The 21441-nt window shown below is 39.2% G+C and carries 27 protein-coding genes; 14 read left to right on the top strand and 13 right to left on the bottom strand.

What is annotated here, in order from left to right:
* Window positions 1–73: 73 nt before the first annotated feature.
* Genes ACS72_RS16810 through ACS72_RS16795 form a run of 5 tightly spaced genes read left to right on the top strand, consistent with a single transcriptional unit; the run spans window position 74 to window position 3535 of the window.
* Window positions 74–2053 carry a hypothetical protein gene (locus ACS72_RS16810; protein WP_249888301.1) on the top strand — a complete coding sequence of 660 codons (1980 nt, stop codon included), beginning with the start codon at window positions 74–76 and terminating at the stop codon, window positions 2051–2053.
* On the top strand, window positions 2046–2279 hold the full coding sequence (locus tag ACS72_RS17775; RefSeq protein ID WP_081405886.1) for a hypothetical protein: 234 nt from the start codon (window positions 2046–2048) through the stop codon (window positions 2277–2279). The genes ACS72_RS16810 and ACS72_RS17775 overlap by 8 nt, the downstream gene beginning before the upstream one ends.
* A 59-nt stretch (window positions 2280–2338) precedes the next feature.
* Complete coding sequence (locus tag ACS72_RS16805) at window positions 2339–2602, top strand: hypothetical protein (protein ID WP_048882812.1); 264 nt, start codon at window positions 2339–2341, stop codon at window positions 2600–2602.
* Window positions 2586–3134, top strand: a complete 549-nt coding sequence (locus ACS72_RS16800) for a glycoside hydrolase family protein (RefSeq protein WP_048882811.1) — start codon at window positions 2586–2588, stop codon at window positions 3132–3134. The genes ACS72_RS16805 and ACS72_RS16800 overlap by 17 nt, the downstream gene beginning before the upstream one ends.
* Window positions 3131–3535 carry a hypothetical protein gene (locus tag ACS72_RS16795; RefSeq protein ID WP_048882810.1) on the top strand — a complete coding sequence of 135 codons (405 nt, stop codon included), beginning with the start codon at window positions 3131–3133 and terminating at the stop codon, window positions 3533–3535. Before ACS72_RS16800 ends, ACS72_RS16795 begins: the two co-directional genes overlap by 4 nt.
* Before the next feature lie 152 nt (window positions 3536–3687).
* Here ACS72_RS16795 and ACS72_RS16790 read toward each other — a convergent pair whose 3' ends face one another.
* Both ACS72_RS16790 and ACS72_RS16785 read right to left on the bottom strand, forming a co-directional pair.
* Window positions 3688–4986 (bottom strand): Y-family DNA polymerase, encoded by a 1299-nt coding sequence (locus ACS72_RS16790; protein WP_048882809.1) that lies wholly within the window; start codon window positions 4984–4986, stop codon window positions 3688–3690.
* Window positions 4983–5540 (bottom strand): LexA family transcriptional regulator, encoded by a 558-nt coding sequence (locus ACS72_RS16785; RefSeq protein ID WP_048882808.1) that lies wholly within the window; start codon window positions 5538–5540, stop codon window positions 4983–4985. The genes ACS72_RS16790 and ACS72_RS16785 overlap by 4 nt, the downstream gene beginning before the upstream one ends.
* Window positions 5541–6031: 491 nt before the next feature.
* On the opposite strand from ACS72_RS16785, the gene ACS72_RS16780 reads away from it, so the two are divergent.
* From ACS72_RS16780 to ACS72_RS16770, 3 genes are read left to right on the top strand one after another with little or no spacing between them, the layout of a single operon-like run.
* Window positions 6032–6466, top strand: coding sequence for a Panacea domain-containing protein (locus ACS72_RS16780; RefSeq protein ID WP_048882807.1), 435 nt, complete (start codon window positions 6032–6034; stop codon window positions 6464–6466).
* 3 nt (window positions 6467–6469) lie between these two features.
* Window positions 6470–7078: a hypothetical protein gene (locus tag ACS72_RS16775; protein ID WP_048882806.1), complete on the top strand. Its 609-nt coding sequence runs from the start codon at window positions 6470–6472 to the stop codon at window positions 7076–7078.
* Window positions 7079–7085: 7 nt separating this feature from the next.
* Entirely contained in the window at window positions 7086–7736 is a 651-nt protein-coding gene (locus tag ACS72_RS16770) for a hypothetical protein (RefSeq protein ID WP_048882805.1), read from the top strand.
* On the opposite strand, the gene ACS72_RS16765 is transcribed toward ACS72_RS16770, so the two are convergent.
* Window positions 7733–8710, bottom strand: coding sequence for a DUF4238 domain-containing protein (locus ACS72_RS16765; RefSeq protein ID WP_048882804.1), 978 nt, complete (start codon window positions 8708–8710; stop codon window positions 7733–7735). The two genes, ACS72_RS16770 and ACS72_RS16765, sit on opposite strands and share 4 nt — an antisense overlap.
* Window positions 8707–8940, bottom strand: coding sequence for an Arc family DNA-binding protein (locus ACS72_RS16760; protein WP_048882803.1), 234 nt, complete (start codon window positions 8938–8940; stop codon window positions 8707–8709). Before ACS72_RS16760 ends, ACS72_RS16765 begins: the two co-directional genes overlap by 4 nt.
* A 148-nt stretch (window positions 8941–9088) precedes the next feature.
* Here ACS72_RS16760 and ACS72_RS17770 point away from each other — a divergent pair, with 148 nt between their 5' ends.
* From ACS72_RS17770 to ACS72_RS16750, 3 genes are all read left to right on the top strand, one after another.
* Complete coding sequence (locus tag ACS72_RS17770; RefSeq protein ID WP_081405885.1) at window positions 9089–9247, top strand: Arc family DNA-binding protein; 159 nt, start codon at window positions 9089–9091, stop codon at window positions 9245–9247.
* Window positions 9248–9310: 63 nt separating this feature from the next.
* Complete coding sequence (locus ACS72_RS16755) at window positions 9311–10120, top strand: Bro-N domain-containing protein (RefSeq protein WP_053215410.1); 810 nt, start codon at window positions 9311–9313, stop codon at window positions 10118–10120.
* Window positions 10121–10470: 350 nt separating this feature from the next.
* Window positions 10471–11637: an MFS transporter gene (locus ACS72_RS16750; RefSeq protein WP_048882802.1), complete on the top strand. Its 1167-nt coding sequence runs from the start codon at window positions 10471–10473 to the stop codon at window positions 11635–11637.
* A 19-nt stretch (window positions 11638–11656) separates the two neighbouring features.
* On the opposite strand, the gene ACS72_RS16745 is transcribed toward ACS72_RS16750, so the two are convergent.
* Window positions 11657–13147 carry an amidase gene (locus ACS72_RS16745; RefSeq protein ID WP_048882801.1) on the bottom strand — a complete coding sequence of 497 codons (1491 nt, stop codon included), beginning with the start codon at window positions 13145–13147 and terminating at the stop codon, window positions 11657–11659.
* A gap of 36 nt (window positions 13148–13183) precedes the next feature.
* Window positions 13184–14611, bottom strand: a complete 1428-nt coding sequence (locus tag ACS72_RS16740; protein ID WP_048882800.1) for a diguanylate cyclase — start codon at window positions 14609–14611, stop codon at window positions 13184–13186.
* A gap of 329 nt (window positions 14612–14940) precedes the next feature.
* Here ACS72_RS16740 and ACS72_RS16735 point away from each other — a divergent pair, with 329 nt between their 5' ends.
* Entirely contained in the window at window positions 14941–15366 is a 426-nt protein-coding gene (locus ACS72_RS16735) for a hypothetical protein (protein ID WP_171056660.1), read from the top strand.
* A gap of 64 nt (window positions 15367–15430) precedes the next feature.
* Here ACS72_RS16735 and accC read toward each other — a convergent pair whose 3' ends face one another.
* Genes accC through aroQ form a run of 3 tightly spaced genes read right to left on the bottom strand, consistent with a single transcriptional unit; the run spans window position 15431 to window position 17705 of the window.
* Window positions 15431–16795, bottom strand: coding sequence for an acetyl-CoA carboxylase biotin carboxylase subunit (gene accC / locus ACS72_RS16730; protein ID WP_004809211.1), 1365 nt, complete (start codon window positions 16793–16795; stop codon window positions 15431–15433).
* A gap of 21 nt (window positions 16796–16816) precedes the next feature.
* On the bottom strand, window positions 16817–17233 hold the full coding sequence (gene accB, locus ACS72_RS16725) for an acetyl-CoA carboxylase biotin carboxyl carrier protein (protein WP_004809213.1): 417 nt from the start codon (window positions 17231–17233) through the stop codon (window positions 16817–16819).
* A gap of 16 nt (window positions 17234–17249) precedes the next feature.
* Window positions 17250–17705 carry a type II 3-dehydroquinate dehydratase gene (gene aroQ, locus ACS72_RS16720; protein ID WP_048882799.1) on the bottom strand — a complete coding sequence of 152 codons (456 nt, stop codon included), beginning with the start codon at window positions 17703–17705 and terminating at the stop codon, window positions 17250–17252.
* An 870-nt stretch (window positions 17706–18575) separates the two neighbouring features.
* Here aroQ and ybaK point away from each other — a divergent pair.
* On the top strand, window positions 18576–19043 hold the full coding sequence (gene ybaK, locus ACS72_RS16715) for a Cys-tRNA(Pro) deacylase (RefSeq protein WP_048882798.1): 468 nt from the start codon (window positions 18576–18578) through the stop codon (window positions 19041–19043).
* Between the two features lie 273 nt (window positions 19044–19316).
* Window positions 19317–19841, top strand: a complete 525-nt coding sequence (locus ACS72_RS16710; RefSeq protein WP_048882797.1) for a hypothetical protein — start codon at window positions 19317–19319, stop codon at window positions 19839–19841.
* Window positions 19842–20021: 180 nt separating this feature from the next.
* Here the strand turns inward: ACS72_RS16710 and ACS72_RS16705 are convergent, their stop codons facing one another.
* Genes ACS72_RS16705 through tusD form a run of 4 tightly spaced genes read right to left on the bottom strand, consistent with a single transcriptional unit; the run spans window position 20022 to window position 21409 of the window.
* Window positions 20022–20333: a TusE/DsrC/DsvC family sulfur relay protein gene (locus ACS72_RS16705; RefSeq protein WP_048882796.1), complete on the bottom strand. Its 312-nt coding sequence runs from the start codon at window positions 20331–20333 to the stop codon at window positions 20022–20024.
* A 16-nt stretch (window positions 20334–20349) separates the two neighbouring features.
* Entirely contained in the window at window positions 20350–20634 is a 285-nt protein-coding gene (locus tag ACS72_RS16700) for a DsrH/TusB family sulfur metabolism protein (RefSeq protein WP_048882795.1), read from the bottom strand.
* Between the two features lie 11 nt (window positions 20635–20645).
* A complete protein-coding gene (locus ACS72_RS16695; RefSeq protein WP_048882794.1) occupies window positions 20646–20996 on the bottom strand; it encodes a hypothetical protein in 351 nt (116 codons plus the stop codon).
* Between the two features lie 44 nt (window positions 20997–21040).
* A complete protein-coding gene (gene tusD, locus ACS72_RS16690; protein WP_004809225.1) occupies window positions 21041–21409 on the bottom strand; it encodes a sulfurtransferase complex subunit TusD in 369 nt (122 codons plus the stop codon).
* Window positions 21410–21441 lie beyond the last annotated feature (32 nt).

The following is a 21441-nucleotide window of genomic DNA, read 5'->3' as shown; positions in this document are numbered from 1 at the left end:
GCAGTACGATCTTCAAAGTTAAGATGATGGTATGACAATTTTATATACTCCATAAACCCTTTAAATTAATTAGGTGGTTTATGTCGCACTTCAAGTTTTACTCTGCCATGTTTCGGGTGTCATCAGTACAACACTTGATACTGAGTTTACATTTGAAGTCACAGCAGTTTATGCAGATAGCGGTGTAAATACTGCGGTCATAGACACGGTGCTCGACACTGAATTTAGCTTTGATGTTGTTGCTGTATTCAGTGAAAATACTGATGTCATTGGCCAAATCGATACTGTTTTAGATACGAGCTTTAGTTTTGAGGTCGAAGCAGTATTTAGTGAAAACTTATGCATCATTGATACGGTTTTAGATACTGAATTTCAATTTGAGGTTATAGCGGTATTCGATATCAATCATCTGGTGGGTGTGTCCTATGGCTTGGACATGAGATATCAGAAAGCGATTGCAGCCTTAAGTACCACAGAAATACCGTGGGCGAAGCCAATATTAAGAGTCTCGAATGAGGCTCTTTTTTATGACCAGGGTTTGGTGATTTCCAATCAGAAAAATATTCAATATGAGCAAGCAAGGTCATTAATCCAGGCGATTAGATCCTTGCATGAGCAGGCAACGGGATTAGGTTCTGATGCTTATATTGTTTGGGAAGAGGGTGATAAGCTCTTTATTCATCAGCGCTATGTGGATGAAGAAACAATCAAGCTGCGGCATAACCGGGAAACGGTCTGGCAGGAAATGATCCGCAGGCGTAAGACTTTTACTTATTCACATGAAGTGGCCCAAGTCTTTGAAAAGCGTTTTTCATTTGAGTGGGATAAAAGCCTGGAGATTATCACCAAGTCAGATTTGCCGTGGGATCAAGCCAAAGCAATTCACTACAGAAAGCATCCTGTTCAACCCTGGCCAAAGCCTGAATTACCCAAATATGAAGGCACTGGCGATCTAAATTTTGTTTGCTTATGTCATGACGTCGATTCACACAATGTTGTTTTAAATTTTGGTGCAGATGACTGTATTCCAGCACTGCCAAAAAGGAACTGGTGGTATATCGTGAATACATTAACAGCCGAGCGATTGGATACCGGCGAGAAGATTAAAGTCATGGATGGTACCTACAGTACCAGTCGGTCTCAATGGTGCTGGACTTACTCGATTACAGTCGCACCTACCGAAAAAGATAAGCTTCAGCCGATTAACGACCAGCCGGTGATTCTTAAAGTTATGATCAATGGCTTTGAGCATCATGTCTTACTTGAAGATCCAGAGGAAACCCGACGTTTTGCCAGTGTTTTATACACTTATCCAGGTCGAAGTGTGACCGCATTAAATTCTGATAAATATGGGCCTTTACGCTCATTTATCCAGGACAATGAACGTACCTCTGTGCAACTAGTACAAGCGGAACTGGATCGCGCTAATGCCGATACAGTTTTGGATTGGAAGCTAATTGATGAATTGGGCTGGATCGTACCTACTGAAAGCCTGAGCTATGCGGAACTGGCGCCAATCGACGCAATTAAACAAGTCGTTGATGCAGGCGGTGGCTTTATCTATAGCCAGAAAGCAGGTAATACACTGACTATCTTACCCCGGTACCAGAAAGATTATTGGGATGCGATGATGGTGGATGATTACGATATTCTGTTATCTGAAAGCCTGGTGATGCAGCAAAACATCAAGAAGAACGATGAATATATTGCTGACTTCAATGCCATCACCGTAGTGAATAGTCGTAGTGGTGAAAGCTTGAAAGTGCAGCAGCGTGGCACTTCAGGTGATGTTCCGCTAGAAACAGTCACTGGCCCATTATTCAATGTGGTGTCTGGTGCCAGTTACGGCAAGAATGAATTGGTGAAAGCCAATATTCAGGAATTGCACACCTTCGCTGATATTCCAGTAAGCCAAGAAATAGGCGAAATGTTACCTGGTAAAATCATTGCATTTAATGGCCAGTGGTGGGGTGTGATTGACTCAGTTTCAGGTAGCTTCTCACATGAAAAAGTGAATGAAACCATTATCGTGGAGCGTATCAGCCGTGAATAATCCTTTATTTGAGCTGCGGAAATTACTTAATCCGACCCATGCTGAATACATCGGAATTATTACTTCAGTGAAGCACCCAGAATATCGAGTACAGATTGATGGGGGATCTGGTCCAGTGCTTTGCACATCTGGCACAAACTATAATTTAGGTGCCCGAGTTTTTATTGCAAACCAAGTTATTTTGCGGCCTGCGCCAAGTGGGTCACATTCAGAAATAGAAGTCTAAACTTAACCAAACAACGGCACCTTCGGGTGCTTTTTTATTGCCGATTTTAAGGGGGCGCAATGTCGAACGCGACACAAATGGTGGATGCTTCTGGGCCAGTAGCGACTACAGCAGGCACAGGCATCACAATTATTTCCTGGCTTGCTACTTGGGACTGGGGTTTTTTAATTGGTGTTTTGATTGGTTTGGCTGGTCTTGCGATCAGTTTTGCAAATTACCTATCAAACAAGCAATTTCAAAAACGTAAAGATCAACGTGAGCAAGAAGAACATGAACTGAAAATTGCAAAATTGCGAGGGCAATGGGATGCAAAACAAGACTAAATTATTTGTCGCTGGTTCAACAGTTGCTGCCGCTTTATTAAGCGGCATTTTTATTACTGGACCAAGTGAACACCAAGTTCAAGCGACAGCACAAAAAGAAGGCTTTACACCTAAGGCGGTGATCCCGGTTAAAGGAGATGTACCAACTATCGGCCATGGCACCACAGTCTATCCAAACGGTGTACGAGTCAAGATGACAGATCCTGCAATTGATCGTAAGACGGCGTTAAATTATCTCAAGCTGCACATGGATAAGGATGCCCAGCGTTTCAATAAAACCGTTCTAAATATTCCAATTTCACAACCTGAATATGATCTTTATCTTGATTTCACCTATCAGTACGGCACTGACGCCTGGTCTGGATCTTCCATGCTTCGTCATTTGAAAGCGCGTGAATATATCCAAGCGTGTAAATCACTTTTGAAATGGAAGTATGTGGCCAAGCGCGACTGCAGTATTCGTTTTAACAATTGCTATGGCGTGTGGACTCGACAGCTTGAACGTCACAATAAATGCATGGGGGCGCAATGAAAGAATTAATAACAGGATTTATCACAAAGTTTTACGAAGCCGTCATTATCTTTTTGGCGGCTTTTTTATTGCTGGTCCTAATTGGTTTGGGTGTACAGACATGGCGGGCATCGCACTGGAAAGAGAAGTTCGCTGCTGCTGATGTGGCATGCATTGAGCGTATCAACAAAGTGAATCAAGCCTATCAAGATGCTCTTGATACATGGAAGGCCAAAGTATTCATTGTTGAAAATGAACTAGAAGCCGAGCGCAATAATATAAAAATCCAATTCAGAGATATAAAACATGAAACTGAAAAAGTTATTACTGAGCGCGTTTATTCTGAGTGCAAGCTTACAGATGATGGCATGCGTATCGCCGAAGCCGCTCGCATTGCCGCAAATTCCAGCCAGCCTCCTTAATCCTTGTGATAAACTTAAGGGCTTGAACAATGGCACTATGGGAGAGTTGCTAACTCGCTATGTTGAGCATATGGAGCAATATGCAGAATGCTCAGCCAAAGTAGATGCTTATATTAAGATTCATAAGCCCTCTAAGTGAGGGCTTTTACTTTCTAATTATCAATCCTTAACATCCCATCCCAACTGAAATAATTCTGGGTTAAATTTTGGCGTGACATAGTCCATGCACGACCATGCATCTTACAAGGACCAATGGCTAACTTCTTATCTCCGAATCTTACTTTTACTTTCTCCAAAGCTTCTTGCAGTCTTTCATTTTTCTCTATTTGAGTACTATCAGATAGCAGGTCATATATGTATGTCGACTTCGGCTCGATAGCAGTCAAAATTACCCCACATTTCTTAAACTCGATTCCTTGCTGAAAAAGTTCATTCATTCGCTTCATTACAACCCGGTTCATGACGGCAGCACAATCAGTTGGCTCAGTAAATCCGATATTGATTGACTTGTTGTAGAAAGGCTTGTTCTTATCAAAAGGATTAGACTGAGCAAATGCTATTACGCAGCCACAGAGAGAATTATCTTCTCTTAAGCGCTTGACCGCATTTTGCAAGTAATCACTCATGGCCTCTGATAATGAGGCAATATCAGTTACACGCGCACCAAATGAGCGTGATGAAATGATCTGCTTTTTTGTTGGTGCAGCCTGCTCAAGTTCGATACATGAAACCCCTTGCAGCTCCATGACAGTCCTCTGCATGACTACTGAAAACAGTTTCCCCATTTGATGTGGATTTGAGGTAGCTAAATCACGGACAGTATTAATACCTAAGCCTTTTAATTTTTTACTATGCTGACGACCAACACCCCAGACTTCGGAAACATCAATCAAACTCGAAAAATAATCCCGGTGCTTAGGATCCATAGAAACCAGATCACAAACACCATTGAAGCGTTTTGCTTTTTTAGCCATGTGATTGGCTAGCTTTGCTTCGGTCTTAGATCGACCAATACCAACACTTACAGGTAAGCCTACCCATTGCAGGATGCGCTCCCTCATGTCTTGAGCATATTTCACCAGATCGTAATTTTCAGAATAGGCAGTAAGCTTCAAAAAGCATTCATCAATCGAATAAATTTCCTGCTCACCTGGTGTCACATACTCTGCCAGGATTGAATGAAAGCGCTGTGACATTTCAGCATACAAGGCATAGTTACTCGAGAGAACCTGCACATTGTGCTTTTCAACAATATCGCGGATCTGGAATAGAGGAACACCCATCTTGATACCAAGATCTTTTGCTTCTTGAGAACGCGCAACTGCACAGCCGTCATTGTTTGAGAGAACAATAACCGGCACATCTTTGAGTTTGGGATTGAACAGGCGCTCACAACTTACATAGCAATTATTTACATCGATAAGCGCATAGATTTCATTGTTATAGCTCATCTGAACTTCTTGATTACATTTGTGACTACACCCCAGATTTCAAACTGCTGGCCTTCTAGAGGATGAATGTCTGGATACCCCTCATTCTCAGCTTTCAACCAGCAACCTTTCGCATCAATAATCAGTCTTTTAACAGTAAACTCATTATCTACACAGGCAATCACAATGTCTCTGTGCTGGGCTTCAATGCTTCGGTCCACAATCAGAGCATCATTAATATCAATTCCTGCATTCAACATGGAAAGGGAGTTGGCGCGCACGATAAAAGTGGCATTGGCATTGTTGATTAGAAACTCATTCAGATCTAGTTTCTTATCTATATAATCTTGAGCGGGTGAGGGGAATCCAGCCTGAACGCGTTCAGTTGCCAGGGGTATTTCTATTTTTGTAATAGGATCAAACTGGCGGATATCGCTAATTTCATTTTCTTTTTTTAATGACTTTAAGTATGCTCTTATATCAAGAACCTGTGATTCTGGCACACGAATCACTTTGGTTTCTTCAGATTTCTTTCTGCCAGCACCGGCACGAAATCCCCCATGAGTATTACTCATAAAATTACTACCTCTTGATTTTTGTTACATTAATCAAGATTGTAGAGATTCAGGGTAATTCATACAAATAAAAGAAATCCTTTAAAATCAATAATGCGTCACAGGATGACGTTGAAATTTGAGTTTTCTGATAAACGGTTATTTAAGCAGATTGACTTTGTAAAGACTCTTAGGAAGTGCTGCACAGCTCATTCAATTTGGATGGAAGTGAACCCAAAAAACTAAAATAATTAGAAATTTCTTAAATTATTTTAAAGTCAAAAAATTAGCCAAAGTCTAGCAACTTTAAGCTTGTTTGCTTAATGAATCTAGTTAGAGAGTTATATGGATAATGGTTCGGTTGACAAATATCAGTTTTAGTCCTAAAAGTTGGTTGACAAAACTTTAAATTAGTCACTTTAAGTCCTAAAAATAGTATAGAATTTACCTATAAGGTAAGTTTTTAGATAACTTACCATTTTTTATATCTATAGTTTTATAAGGTACAAAATATGGCTCAATTTCTTGATGTTGCAAAATATATCACAGAAAAAATGGGTGAAATTTCAGCAATGAAATTACAAAAATTAATGTACTACTCTCAGGCTTGGCATATGGCATGGGAAGATGAAGAATTATTTGTAGAAGATTTTCAAGCTTGGGCAAATGGACCTGTAATTCCAGAGCTTTATCAAAAGCATAAAGGAATGTTTAAGGTATCGTCTGAATTATTTGCGGCTGCAAATGCAAATCAGTTGCTTGACGAAGAGCGTGAGTCTGTTGATGAAGTTTTAGATTATTATGGTGAGAAGAGCGCCCAATGGCTAAGCAGTTTAACTCATCAAGAAGATCCTTGGGTGAATGCTCGTGGGAATTGTGAACCAGGTGATCGCTGTACAACAGTTATTACCAAAGCTTCTATGCATGAATATTACACTGCGTTATAAGCCATGGTTTCTAAAAAAGAAAAAAGACTGCAAAGACAGCAATTAAAATTAGACGAGCAACAGCAAAAAAGCATTCGAACTAGAAATATACTTTTATCTGAAAAAGAACCAAAACAAGCTGAGATTGTAAAAACTTCAAAGAAAGAGTTGCACGTTGCCCCGCACATAGAACGTCAACAGCTTGAAGAGCTGGCAAAAGCAGTCCCAACACCTATATTCAAAACTTCACGTTTTTCAAATAAGGTTACTTGGTGTATATCTAAAGCAGACCAATTAGATCATTGGTCTTGGGGGGAAAGTCGAGCATGGAATACTACTGAATGGAACTCGGAAATTGAACCGAAATTTATAGATTTTGCAAAACTAACTTGGAAGGAAATAGATTCTTTTTCCTCTGATACTGGACATAAAATGCATCATGGTCATGAACTAAATGACTTACATGATGAAGCACAAGAAAGATGGCTTCTAGATTTAGAATTAGATGAATTTTCAGATAATATTTTTAGGTTTAGATTGGGTAATACACAAAGAGCGTGGGGGTATATATTACAAGCACATTTTTTTCTAGTTTGGTATGAGCGTAGGCACATTATTTACACTATAGATTAATGATAAAATGAATAAATTCCAAATTAATGATTTTTTAACTTATATTCCTGTAATAACTATTATTCCTTTGATTATTGGGATTTTCTATAAAGTAGGTTACTTATTATTATTTGATTTACAGTTTTTGATTAGCTCCTTTTCATATACAGAATTAGCATTAAGCTCATATTCTTCAATATTATTTGCATTAGTTTCATTATATGCCTATACGATAATGAATTTTAATATTACAAAACAAATATCTGGGAAGATAATTTTACTGGCTAATATAATTTGTATAGGTACTCACTACCTTCCCATATTTGATATGACCTTTTTTGATTTGGTTCTGAAATTATTATTTTTAAATATATTGATTTTTTTCAATATCACAAAAAGTTTAGTAGTTAAGTCCGTATGTATTTTTATGGCGTTGGTCGTTGCGCCAGCTGTGAATGGCATGAGTAAAAACTATGAATTCCCAAAAGAGGCATCAAATAAAATAGTGCTTAAAGGTGATTCTACTGAGTGGTATTTAGTTGAGAAAGTAGCGAATACGTTGGTTTTAGTGGATAAAGATACTTTAGCCAGTAGAAACTATAGATACAAATTTGTTGAGCTTAAGGATGTAGAGCAAATGGAAAGTAAGTTATGGCAGAATCTAAAAAAAGCACCTTAAAGTGCTTTTTTAAAAATTTTATATTTTTCTAAATTATTCCTATCATTAGAATATGCATAAGAATAAGCATTGCTATATATAGTATAGTTGATTTTTATAATTTCACTTCTATCTTTAATAGGTTTAAAAGAGTATGGATCTTTTAGAATAGGACTTTTATTAGGCAGTACTTTAATGAAAAATTTAGGTGTTAAAGGAAAGTTAAAATAGTAAAGAAATTTATCTTCCTTAATCTTTTTAATAAATACTGGTTGATCTGATGTTATAAAGTCAAGATCTGTTAGATTATGATAAATTATAAGTTTAACTCTATCTTTAATCATTTTTTCAGTATATTTCCATATATCTATTACAGCACACAATTTATGAAAAGAGTTTACTTGAGTTTCTGTTAATTGAATTTCCTTTTCTGGGTATTTAATAAATAAGTCTTTAACTGTTTGGGTCATATTATCTAAACTAGACTTGGTTCTAAATGATTGAGAAACAATAAATAAAATCAACTGATGATAATCTTTAGGAGTTAAAAAATTTTGATAGTTCTGATTTTTTAAATTCATAAATTTTTTTAAAACAGGATCGATTAAAGTTTCAATTTCATCATTGTAATAATTTTCAAGAAAATTATTGTGAATAATATCTAACTTATCATAATTTTCTAATTGATTATCTTGATATTCTGTTACTTTTGTTAAAGTTTTTAAGGCAATAATGAATCCATATATTGGATTATTTTTAGATTTATTTTTAATTAAATCATGATACTTATATACGATCATATCATATACAATATCATCAACTTTAGTTTTATAGAAAAGTCTTTCTTCACCTGTTTCACGAGCATGTTTTTTAGTAAATATTTCAAAAATATTTAAATCTAGAGTATGGATTTCACAATTTTTTTCATGCCATTGGGCCAAATATGCTCTATATACATAATGTTGTTTTTTTTTAACAGTCTTATAATCGCTCATTTATTTACTACCACACTAAACCCATCCAATCGCTTTGCTAACTCTTTCATCAACTCTTCTGTGGGAGTGTTTTCTAAATCCCCAAATTTGTGCTCAAAACTTCCTTCAAGACGAGACACAATATCCGCATTCATAGAGCGATTCAGCTCTTTAGCAGACTTTGCAATTTTCTGTTTAAGCTCATCAGGAAGTCTTAAATTATATTGCGCATTTAAATGACCACTACTCATTACATATTCCAATTTATCAATAAATTATGCTTAAAAGCATAGTCTTATACTTTGTCGCATACTTTATAGGTAGCAAGTGGGTATTGACAATGGTAGCCGATGGGTATTAAATGTTTTTTGTAGCAAGTGGGTATTATAGAGAGTAGGTATGAGTAAACATAAAAATCCTCAATATAATTTGAGAATGCCAGAAGAGTTAAAAAAATTTTTAGAAGAACAGGCTAAAAAAGATGGTCGTTCTTTAAATAATTTTTTAGTGAAGTCATTAGAAGAACTTCGAATGACATTAATTAAGCAATCGAATTAAAAACAATGAAGCCCCTCTATCTTGGCGGACAAGGGGCTTCTGTCTAAGCTTTGGAGAAAAGACATGAATAGTCTAGCATTAACATTTAATGATGTGAACTTGATACCACTATCATCTAGTGATCATCATGTATGGATAGGCTCAACCCAAATTGGGTTAGCCTTAGGATATGCAAACCCTGAAACAGCTATAACGAAAATTTTTAATCGTAAGTCAGACGAGTTTACTTCTGATATGACGCGTTTAGTTGAAGTACAAACGAATGGTGGTATACAGCAAATTAGAGCGTTCTCTTTACGCGGTTGCCATCTCATCACATTCTTTGCCCGCACACCAGTCGCCAAAGAATTTCGTAAATGGGTACTCGATGTACTGGAAAAAGAAGTTCTGCAGCAGCAAATTGACACTCGAGTGAAAATTAACGCAGAGCAGCAAGCCATACTCAAAGAAATCGTTGATCGACGTTGTGAAGGCAATGTAAAGAAACGCACCGAACTTTGGAGCCGGCACAACCAGCATTTTCGCATCCCACGTTATAGTGAACTGTTGGCCATCCATTTCCAAGACGCAGTGGATTACTTGGAAACGATGCAGATCAAAGCAAAAGGGGATGTTCATATAGATGAAAATCAATCTATAGAAATGCTGTGTAGTCATGCTCGCCTGTTTCAAGCATGGTGGAATACCCATAGTCCGACATTAGCTAAGCTCAATCCGCAACTGGTTTATATGTTGCATGACATTATGTTCTCTATGAATCATTCCATATCGGATCTATGTAAAAAGTTTGGTATAAGCCTTCCAACTTATGCCTATGATCATATGTTTGAACTGAAAACACTTCCGCATGAACGATACAGATTGCTGAAATAACAAAAATACCGCCTGAAAGGGCGGTTTTTTATTTCAATCTATAAAATCTTTAAATATTTCCTCATTCTTTATTGTGTGTTCTATATAAAACTAGATCCAGTCCATCATTTTTATTATTACCTCTCATTTCAATAGACCTATCGTCAATTATCATCATGGCATTGTGGTAAAATTCTACTCAATAAATCAGCAATTTAAGTAAGCAGTCTACAAATTTTTAAAAATCTACAAAAAATTAATTTTGTAGACTGATTTGTAGACTGTTGAGCTGCAAATAAGGCAAAGTGTATGCAATGTGATGCAACTATGAATAATTTTAAGTTATTGAATATGCAAGGTATTGCAAGATAATGCAACTAATGACAATACAAACAAAACTAGGTGGTTTTTACTTCTGTTATTACGCCATTGTAGGCGCATTCATGCCATTCTGGAGTTTGTATCTTGAAGATCAAGGTTTCAGCTATTCAGAGATTGGGATTCTATCTTCAATTGCCATTGTCACTCGCTTTTTTGCACCCCTCATTTGGGGCTGGATTGCTGACAAATCTGGCAAACGCATGCTGCTGGTGCGCATTGCTACTTGGATGGAAGCCTGTATCTGGTTCATGATTTTTATCGTTCCAAACAGCTTTCAGTCTGTGGCATTACTGATGCTGATTTTTAGCTTTTTCCAAAATGCAATTCTGGCACAATTTGAAGGTGTGACGCTTTTCTGGCTCGGAGAAAAGCGTGCCGAGCTATATGGCAAAGTGCGTAAATGGGGATCGGTGGGTTTTATTGTTGGTGTTTTTGCTGTTGGAACAATATTTGAAATTATCCCGATCAGTATGTTGCCAGTATTATTGCTGTGTATTTCGTTTCTTGCTTTTATCTGGTCCTTTAGCATTAAGGAGCCTTCGACGGCGCCATCCGCACAAAAACAGCTTGAACCGTTATGGCCAATCTTGAAACGACCAGTGGTTTACAGCTTTTTCATCATTGAGCTAATTATGCTGTTTTCCCATGCGCCATTTTATAGCTTCTATAGCAATTTTCTCAGTCAGCATGGATATACTACCAGTCAGATTGGACTGCTATGGTCGGTTGGGGTGATTGCGGAAATTATCATGTTTGCTTATGCGACTTTATTTTTTAATCGCTGGTCGTGGCGAACACTAGTAATAATCTGTTTGTTGCTGACAGGATTGCGTTGGCTGATTGTAGGTCTGCTGCCTTCGCTATTTATAGTGCAGTTTATGGCACAATGTATTCATGCTTTTAGTTTTGGCCTATTTCATATGATTGCGATGCGGGTGATTTTCCAGAATTTCTCGGCAGGACAGCAGGGGCGAGGTCAAGCACTCTATAGTACCATGTGGGGGATTGGCGTCGCTAGTGGCAGTATTCTTGCTGGTCAGTACTGGGGCCAATTTGGCGGTGCAACTATCTTTATATATGCTGCTGCAGCTACGCTAACGGGTTTACTATTTTTATCTGGTTTGCCTAATCAGGTGGAACCCACAAAGTCCACCTGAAGTAATGATTCTTGAATTATTAGATTTGAATATCTTTATAACGATCAAACCATGGTTGTGCTTCTTCTAGTTGCGCAGCCAGTTGTAACAACAGATCTTCACGAGCAAACGGCGCGATAAACTGAGATCCTAAAGGTAGATTCTGTTCGTTCCAGTATAGTGGTACTGACATAGCGGGTAGGCCAGTGATATTGGATAACTGGGTGAATGGCACCCATTTCAGGTTCTCCTTGACGATCTGCTCAATCAGTTTACCCTGAGCCAATAGATGTGCCTTTCCCATACCCAGTAATGCTTTCATAATCGGTTTTTGCCAAGCGGGTGTTTTTACTTCACCATTGCGTGGTGCCACCGACGCCGTTGCTGGTGTCAGGTATAAATCATAGCGATCAAAGAAATGATTCATCTGGGAAACATAGACACCCCAGTTGTTCAGGTTCTGGATATATTCAATTGCCGTAGTTTTGGCGCCAAAAGCAGATAACACTAGAGAGTCCAGCTCAAAATCAGTTGATTTAGACGGATATTGCCTACGGATTTCCTCAAGCATATAAGAGAACTGACTGAACCAGGTGGTAATAAAATCTTTAGCCAATTGCATTCCGTCAATCGCTGGATGATCTTCAATTACCTCATGTCCTAATGATTCCAAAAGTTTCACTGTCTGGTTGATGGCCTGAACTGCATCTTTGGAGATTTTGGTGCCAATAGGGGATTTGGTATTAAATGCAATTTTCAGTTTTTTCGGGGGGTGCTGAATAATCTCCAGATAATGTGTATGTGGCCGTACGATCTTGAACATGGAATGATGATCTTCACCATGCGTAGCATCCAGCATCGCAGCGCTGTCACGAACGGTTTTGGTCAGAACGTGCTGAATTGCTGCCCCATGCATGGCTTCACTCATTTGTGGTCCCCAAGGTGTACGTCCCCGGCTTGGTTTCAAACCAAACAGACCGCAATAAGAAGCAGGAATTCGAATCGAACCACCGCCATCTCCCGCACCCGCAATCGGCACGATCCCCCCGGCAACAGCAGAAGCAGAACCACCCGATGAACCGCCACTGTTATGGGCTAAGTTCCAGGGATTTTTACAGCTACCCCAGGCATCTGGCTCGGTAATGCCTTTGATTCCAAATTCAGGTGTATTGGTGCGGCCAAAAGTTACAATGCCGGATTTTTCCCAGCGATTCACAATTTCCGCATTGGTATCCGGAATATAGCCAATACGTTTAAAGCCAGTACAGCCATAAGAAGTCGGATAACCGGCATATTCCTGAAACAGATCTTTAACCAAGAAAGGCACACCGGCAAAAGGACCTGATAAATTTGCCTCAGTACGTTTTAAGGCATAATCATGCATCGGGATAACGATGGCATTTAATTCAGGATTGACCTGATTACTGCGTTCTAAAGCAATATTCAGTAACTCTGAAGCATGGATTTCTTTTTTTGCGACCAGCTCGGCCAGTCCCAGACCATCATAGCTAAGATATTCCTGATAATTCATGACATTCCCTGTTTGAATAAATAAAAGTTAAAAATTTTAAGATGCAAGTACGACCTGATTACGACCCATATGCTTGGCCTGATAAAGCGCCTGATCTGCAATATTGATCAGATCCTGCAGTTCGGTCTGCTGTGGTGCTTCCTGATGGGTAATACCCAAACTTACCGTGATATGCACCGATTTGCCATGTTCCAGATAAATCGGTGTTTGCTGCACCAGCTTACGGATACGTTCAGCCACCCAATGCGCTTCATCGTGCTCTATATCCCACAGTAAGACGACAAACTCTTCACCACCAATCCGGGCAAACAGATCGCAGCTACGCAGATTGGTGCGCACCAGCTCAGAGAATTGCTGTAAAACTGCATCACCAACATGATGGCCGTATTGATCATTTAAGCGTTTAAAGTAATCAATATCCAGCATAATAAGAGAGAACGACAATTTTCTAGACTGTTTCAGTAAACTTTCACCTTCTTTAAAGAAGTAATGGCGGTTCATGGTACGGGTTAAACTGTCATAATTGGCGAGATAAAGCACATGCTTATACAACTCATTCCGGTTTTGGCTGATAATGCACAGAATCAGTGGTGCCAGTGCCAGCATAAACAGGCCGATGCGTAAGGACACAAAAGTCGTAGAATCTGCCAGGGTTTGATCAGCCAGATAGATCTGTGTCAGGCTACTGTAAGTGGTGATCAGAACCAGTGTATTAATAATCGAGATTGTAAAAATACGATAAGTGAGTGCTGCCCAGATTAAGGCGGCCAGAGGATAGATTAATGCGCCAGGCCCGGCAAAAATATGAGTCAAGACCACACAGACTGCGACAGTGATCATCGGAAGAAAATAACTGAAAGAATAAGATTTTTTCCTGCGATTTTTCGCAAAATAACGAATTTGCTTGGCACTAGGAAAGGCCAGTACCAAAGGGAGGATGATAATATAGTTAACCATTTCCCCAGTCCACCACAGGAAAAAGTCAGTTTTCATGTTTTCCGGAGTGATAAAGGAACCGGGAATATTCACCAGAGTAATCACTGCAAATGCTGCGCTGGCCAGACATCCTGCGAAGGCACAGATACCGAACAGATGAATAAAGGTAAACCCGCTGTTGTAGTACTTATAATTAATCTTGAAATAGCGAATACAGAATAGCGAAACGATAGTACTTAACAGATTTGAAAGTGTCAGAAAAAAGCTTTGTAGAAAAAAGTCACCTGTGAGCAGGTCTGCAAACATATAAGCACTGAACGCACCTAGCCAGCCACCTTTATTGTTGAGCTGTGGAAAGCGTAAAAAGAAGGCGAGTAGGGCTGCATTGGCTGGCCATAAAAATGCTAAATAGTCAGTTGGTCGCGTTGCAATGCCAATAAAGCTACAGATAAGAATTAACAGCGCAATAATGAGATATGCAGAGCTATCCGGATCCAGTTGTTTTTCTTTAAAATCAGCAAATCGCAAAATGAAGCTACCTTAGTATATTTACAATGAAAAATCACATGCTGTTTTTTTAGTTAAATAAGCTTTGAGATCTTTCTTTTTGTTTTTGATTGTTTGTAATTTAATCAATACTTAAAATCGCATAAGTACAAAATATAAACAAAATAATGTGGAAAAGAAATGGCTATTATGTATCTAACTGATATTTTTATTTAAGTAGATGAAATGATTTTTCGCCATACTCCCCACTGTCAAAAATATGCTAAGTTAGGGACAATCCAAGGAATACTATTTTTAATATGAAAAAAACATGTCTAAGCCTTATGCTGCTTACCTTAACCACCTGGGCGATGGCTGCAGATATAAATAAAAATACCCAAACAGCTGCACAAGCTTCAGCTGTTGCCAATACCTTCCGTATCGTAACACGTCCTGAAATCATGGGCTTATGGGGAATGGAAATCCCGACTAACCGCAAGTGTGTTGAATATTATAATTTTAAAAGTGATAACAATGTGATTATTAAAAGTGGTGATGAATGGTCATCAGGCATCTATGACTATCAGTTGCCGCAAGATACCACCGCTCAGGTTCCGGCCTTAATTCTTCAGGTGAAATATGACAATAACCAGAAAGACTGTTCTGGCAATCAAGAAGATCAGTCCGGTGAAGTCTCACAGTATTTTGTGAAATGGCAGAATCCACATACGATTAATTTCTGTGCTACTGAAAAGGCAGAGCAGTGTTTTGCAACTTTAAGACGTATTCTTCCTTAAGGTTACAGATAATAAAAAACCGCTGAATGATCAGCGGTTTTTTATTAAGGATACTGAAAGAGGATTAAGCCTTTTCTTCAGCACCTTCAAGTTGTTTAAGCAGATGTTTTTCGAGATAGTGAATATCCATTGCCTGCTCACAGAAGTTCTCATCCTGAAGGATCAGATCTTTATGCAGTGGAATATTGGTCTTGATGCCAGTCAGAATCATTTCATCAAGCGCCTGCTTCATACGGGCAATGGCTGTTTCACGATCTTTACCATGTGCAATCAGCTTGGCAATCATTGAGTCATAATACGGTGGAATGCTATAACCTGGGTAGATATGCGAATCTAAACGGATACCTGCACCACCTGGTGTGTAAAACGTCTCAATCATGCCCGGAGATGGCATAAAGGTAGATGGATCTTCCGCATTAATACGGCATTCGATCGCATGACCTTTAACAACGACATCTTCTTGCTGAATATCCAGACCCAGACCGGCAGCAACACGAAGCTGTTGTTCAATGATGTCCACACCAGTCACCATTTCAGTGACAGGATGTTCTACCTGAACACGGGTATTCATTTCAATAAAGAAGAATTCGCCGTCTTCAAACAGGAATTCAAAGGTACCAGCACCGCGGTATTGCATTAACTTACATGCATTCACGCAAGCTTCCAGAATGTCAGCACGTGCCTGTTCAGGCAAGTTTGGTGCAGGAGCTTCTTCCAGTACTTTCTGGTGACGGCGCTGTAAAGAGCAGTCACGGTCATACAAATGGATCGCATGGCCATTACCATCGCCTAAGATCTGTACTTCAACATGACGCGGCTTTTGCAGGAAACGTTCCATATAAACCGTATCATCGCCGAACCACATTTCTGCATCACGTTGTGCCGCTTGTACAGACTCGAGCAGGGTATCCACGCGTTCAACGATACGCATACCACGTCCGCCACCACCTGCAGCAGCTTTTACGATCAGCGGGAAGCCGATTTCTTTGGCTTCAGCAAGGGCATTGTGGATGGTTACTGCATGGTCACAGCCTGGTACTGTTGGTACGCCGGCTTTTTTCATGGCAATAATGGCAGAAACCTTATTACCCATCAGGCGAATGTGTTCAGGACGTGGGCCAATAAAGATAAAGCCAGAACTTTCAACAATTTCAGCAAATTCAGCATTTTCAGACAGAAAGCCATAACCTGGGTGGATCGCATCCGCACCGGTAATCTCAGCTGCTGTGATAATTGCTGGAATATTTAGGTAACTGTCACTGCTTGCGCCAGGGCCGATACATACTGCTTCATCGCAGAAACGCAGATGCATCAAGTCCTTGTCAGCATCTGAATAGACACCGACAGTTTTAATTCCTAAAGTTTTGCAAGCTCGGGTGATGCGCAGGGCAATCTCACCACGGTTTGCAATTAAAACTTTTTGCAACATTATTATGAATCCCCGAGGTGATTAAGCGCGGTAACGGAAAAGTGGCTGACCGAACTGAATCACTTCACCATTTTTCACCAGAATTTCTTCAATCACACCGCTCTGAGTTGCTTCAATCGGGTTCATGATTTTCATGGCTTCAATAATACCAAGTGTTTCACCAGCAGAAACAGTTTGACCCACTTTCACAAATGGTGCTTCGCCTGGACTTGGTGCTGCATAGAACACACCAACCATCGGAGATTTTTCCACAGCACCACGTGGGGATTTCGCAGCAGGTACATCAGCTGCAGGTGCAGGCATTGCAGGAACAGCTGCTGCAACCACTGGATTGCGACGAGTTAGGGCAATGGATTGATCTCCTTCCTTAACTTCGATCGCCTGTAAGTCAGACTCAATCATCAGGTCGATGAGTTTCTTGATTTTACGGATATCCATGAGACAGTATTCCTAATTAAGATTGCTTAGAAGATTGAATTTTTTCAATGATGTAATCGAGGGCAGCGGCATAGCCTTTTGCACCCAGACCACAGATCACGCCGATCGCCTTATCGGACAGATATGAATGATGTCGAAATGCCTCACGTGCATGAACGTTAGACAAATGGACTTCAACAAATGGAATGGCAACGCCAAGAAGTGCATCACGCACTGCAACAGAGGTATGCGTTAAAGCTGCAGGATTAATAATGATGTATTGCACGCCGTCTTGTTGTGCTTGATGAATTCGGTCGACAATGGCACCTTCCCAGTTGCTTTGGAAAGTGTCTAATTCTAGTGTGGCATTTTTAGCCTGAGCGCTGAGCTGCTGATTGATGTCATCAAGAGTCAAGTGACCATATACGTCTGGTTCACGCTTTCCCAGCAAATTAAGATTCGGTCCATGAATGACCAAAATGGTCGAACTCATTCAGCTTGCTCCAATTCAAAAGTTTCAAAAGAAGTTTGCAAGATGTCAGCAAACTTCCTTCATTATGGCATGAAATTCTACATTTTATAAAAATTTTGTCTGAATTGGTGTAGAAATTGCCTGCCTGATAGTGGACTATATAATGAAAACTTTGCAAGGAATTGGCAATGTTAAAAAATGACATTTATGGGAGTTATGTCGGATTCTTACATTGTAAGCCTAATTGGCTAAAACAGTTAATAATGTTTATATAACATTGCCGACAGATAATAAAGAAGTCAACTATTTTTGATCAGATCCTACTAGATGTTTGCAGTATTTAAGGTTTAAAGCTTATTCATCTTAAATTTTAGTGACAAAAAAGTCTGTTTAAAAAGTGCCCATGAATGGTTTTTATATAATAATTCTAATTATATGAGATTTTATTAAATAAGTTATTGAATTCAATTTATTTTAAATTAAAAAATATCACAATTAGCTATTATTTTAAGATCCCTTAGAGTTGTGAGTATGCATAGAAAAAGAGGCAACTCCTGAGCTTAACAGTGGAATTAGGTAGTGAGTTAAACTTACTGATTCGCCCTATTTTTAATTCCTGTATCATAAAATAGTGAGATTGACTTAAATGTTCATAGAATTGTATTCAATGCTGAATATTCAGCCAAAAGATAAAGCATTTAAATTGGCAAAAGGTCGTCTATTAAGTCGATGAATGGTCGTAGGGGGGCAACTCAACGACACTCACCCTCTTACAATGAGGCTTTTCGTAGAAACTTTATCGAATAATATGGTTTATAAATAGTCTAGACATGTTCGCGAAAGGTGCGAATTTTATATAATGCAGCTATCTAAAACAAAATCGTCAATATCATGACTCCAGCTTGTAAACTTTTAAAAGCCAGTAAAATCGAATATAGCATTCACGAATATGAACATGATGCCAATGCTAAAAGCTTTGGTTTGGAAGCAGCAGAAAAACTAGGCCTAGCTGTTGAAGAGGTTTTTAAAACATTATTAGTCACGGATGAAAAGCAATATTTTGTGGCAGTATTACCTGTTCATCATCAGCTTAATCTTAAAAAAGTAGCTGCTGCATTCGGTTGTAAGAAATTGCAGATGGCAGATCCTAAACAGGCAGAACGATTAACTGGATACCTGGTGGGTGGAATCAGCCCGGTAGGGCAAAAGAAACGCCTGAAAACTGTGATTGATGTATCAGCAGAAAGGCTGAATAAAATTTATGTCAGTGGTGGCAAGCGTGGTTTGGACATTGGTCTAAACCCAGCAGATTTAGCCAAGGTTTTAAATGCACCTTTTATTGATATAGTTGATGAATAATTTAATGTATTAAAAAGACATTAATTAGTATTTTAATTAAACCCGGAGAGCAAAATTCGGGTTTTCTTTTGGTCGGAAAGCGCTACACATTTTTTTTGCATTTGTATATTGTTTTAATGCAAAGGTAACCATGAGTTACTTACAACAATAAGAAATTAAAAGAAAAATAAATTGGAGCATTGCTCATGAAGATCGTTATTTGGCTTAACGCTGTTTGTCTATTTTTGTCACTTGGGGAATCACTTCTGCACGGTTTTAACCGGGAGGTGGCATATGAATGAAAAAGGCGTTTACCTGCTTAGTACTGTGGCTCTATTTTTAATCTTATGGTTGATTGGTTATCAGGTCCATAATGAAATCCATCGGGAAGAATTGGGATTGAACCGCACCAGCGGTTTGGTTTTTTATGGGATGAATACCCATACGCCGCTTCTAGACCGTCAGGCAGAAAGTTTGAATCAGGCTGTACAGCGTCGGGGAGTGGTGCGGAATCAATCTCAGTCTTTGAACCAACAGCGCACTCAGTTTGTTTCAGATTTTGCCAGTATGTTATTTGCAATGCAGGATGGACATAAGCCTGAATATTTGCAGCTGAGAATATTTCTAAACAGGCAACAAACATTATTGGAAAATAAGGTGCTTAAACAGGAGGAGGCACTCGCCAATATTAATTTGCTACAGACATTCTTGCCTGAATACCAACATGAACTGACACGAGCATCGGCAAAACTGAAGACGCGTTATTCTCATTATGAAACAGATATAATTTCTGATGAGATGAGTTTAAGCACGGTATGATCTAGAGGCGAACAATATCAGTGTGATGTATTAAAGTGGTTCTTCAGAATTAAGCTGAGAGATGAAGGTCTGCATGATTGTAAACTTTATACTCTAGCTACAGGATATAAAAATCATCTCATGCAAGTTAAGTAAACTGTATCGTTTTTAAACTTGCATGAGTAGTGATTATATATCTGCTTAAAGGCAATTTGCCGGTTTAGGAATGCCTGCCAAACGGCTAAGGTGGCGTGCCACCAAGCCTGTATTAAATTTTTCCTGAAGTACAGCATTGTTGATTTCAGGCCCTACAGTTTTCATCAGGAATTTGATGAGAGGACGTGTCGCTGGAGAGTGACCAAACTGTTGATAAAACTGACGTACAGCCTGTAAGACTTTAAAATGCCAAGGGGTCAGTTTTAACTCTAAGCTCTCAGCAAGCACCTGTGCGATGTCTTCATTCCAGATGGTATAGTCCACTAAATGACCATCTTGGTCTAACTCTAAATTCATGATAGATCCGTATGTGTTACTTCATAGAAATACAGCGACTAAAGCCCAGGCATAGTTCTGCAAATTCGGCATAGTTAATAATTTTCAAATTTTTTACTTCTGGTTGAGACAATAATTCAGCCTCATTTTCCAGAATATAAATCTGTTTCAGCTGCTGAATAAATGGATGCTCAACTGACAAGACTGCATCGCCCATCAGAATTACCTGATCATTTTCGCTATAGAGTTGGGACAGTTGTTCGATAATCTGTGCTGTAGCCGCATGGCTGGCTTGAATCATATAAAGAGTTTTATCAGACATGGTGAGCAACCTTACCAATACAATACATGGTCAAAGCCTTGAATAAAGGCGGGGTTTAATTCGACAAATTCAATTTCTTGCTCTGTATTTTGTATAAAAGGCGAGTTTTGATTTTTACTTTCTACCAGAATTGGAGTCAGATCATAAAACTCAAAACTGTCGACCATGTTGGAAGCAATCTTGAACGCATGTTTAAGCTGTTCAAATTGCAGATCTGAACGTAATAGGCTTAAAGCTGCACCTTGTAATAAGACTTTCACGTCTGAACCAAAGGTCGCAAGTACCATGGTCGCAGAAAGACTTTCATGAACCTGCAAGGAATTCAGATTAGATTGAGTTAATATAACGAGTACAGATTTCACACAATATACCTTTTAAAAGCAACATATCCCAAAAAATAGACCGATTAGAATTGAAGCAGACGATGTGCAGACTGAACAGCATCAGCGAGTTCGCCCAATCCGACTAATTCAAACTGATCTGCAAGATTATGCTGTTGAATATTGTGACGTTGAGCATTCTCCTGATCTGTAATACCACGCGCTAACGCCGCACTTACACACACGGGCAGACGTATTTGCAAGGACTGCCACTCACGGGTCAGGTGACGCTGGTCATCCGGTACCCATTGCAGAGCATTGGCAACTGACACACCGTCTTGGTAAAAGAAAACCCGAAAGTCTTCCTGTTTTTGCTGTAATGCTTTGGCAATTCCTAAGGCATGCCAAGCATGTATCGACGTCGGGGCGGAGGTAATAAGAATTAAGGTGCTCATGAAATTCACTACAGGCTTGATCAACCTAAGCA

It is taken from the genome of Acinetobacter sp. VT 511 (assembly GCF_001077515.1).
GTDB classification, from domain to species: domain Bacteria; phylum Pseudomonadota; class Gammaproteobacteria; order Pseudomonadales; family Moraxellaceae; genus Acinetobacter; species Acinetobacter schindleri.
Note: the sequence above shows the minus strand (reverse complement) of the source record. Positions and strands in the feature narration are given on the sequence as shown.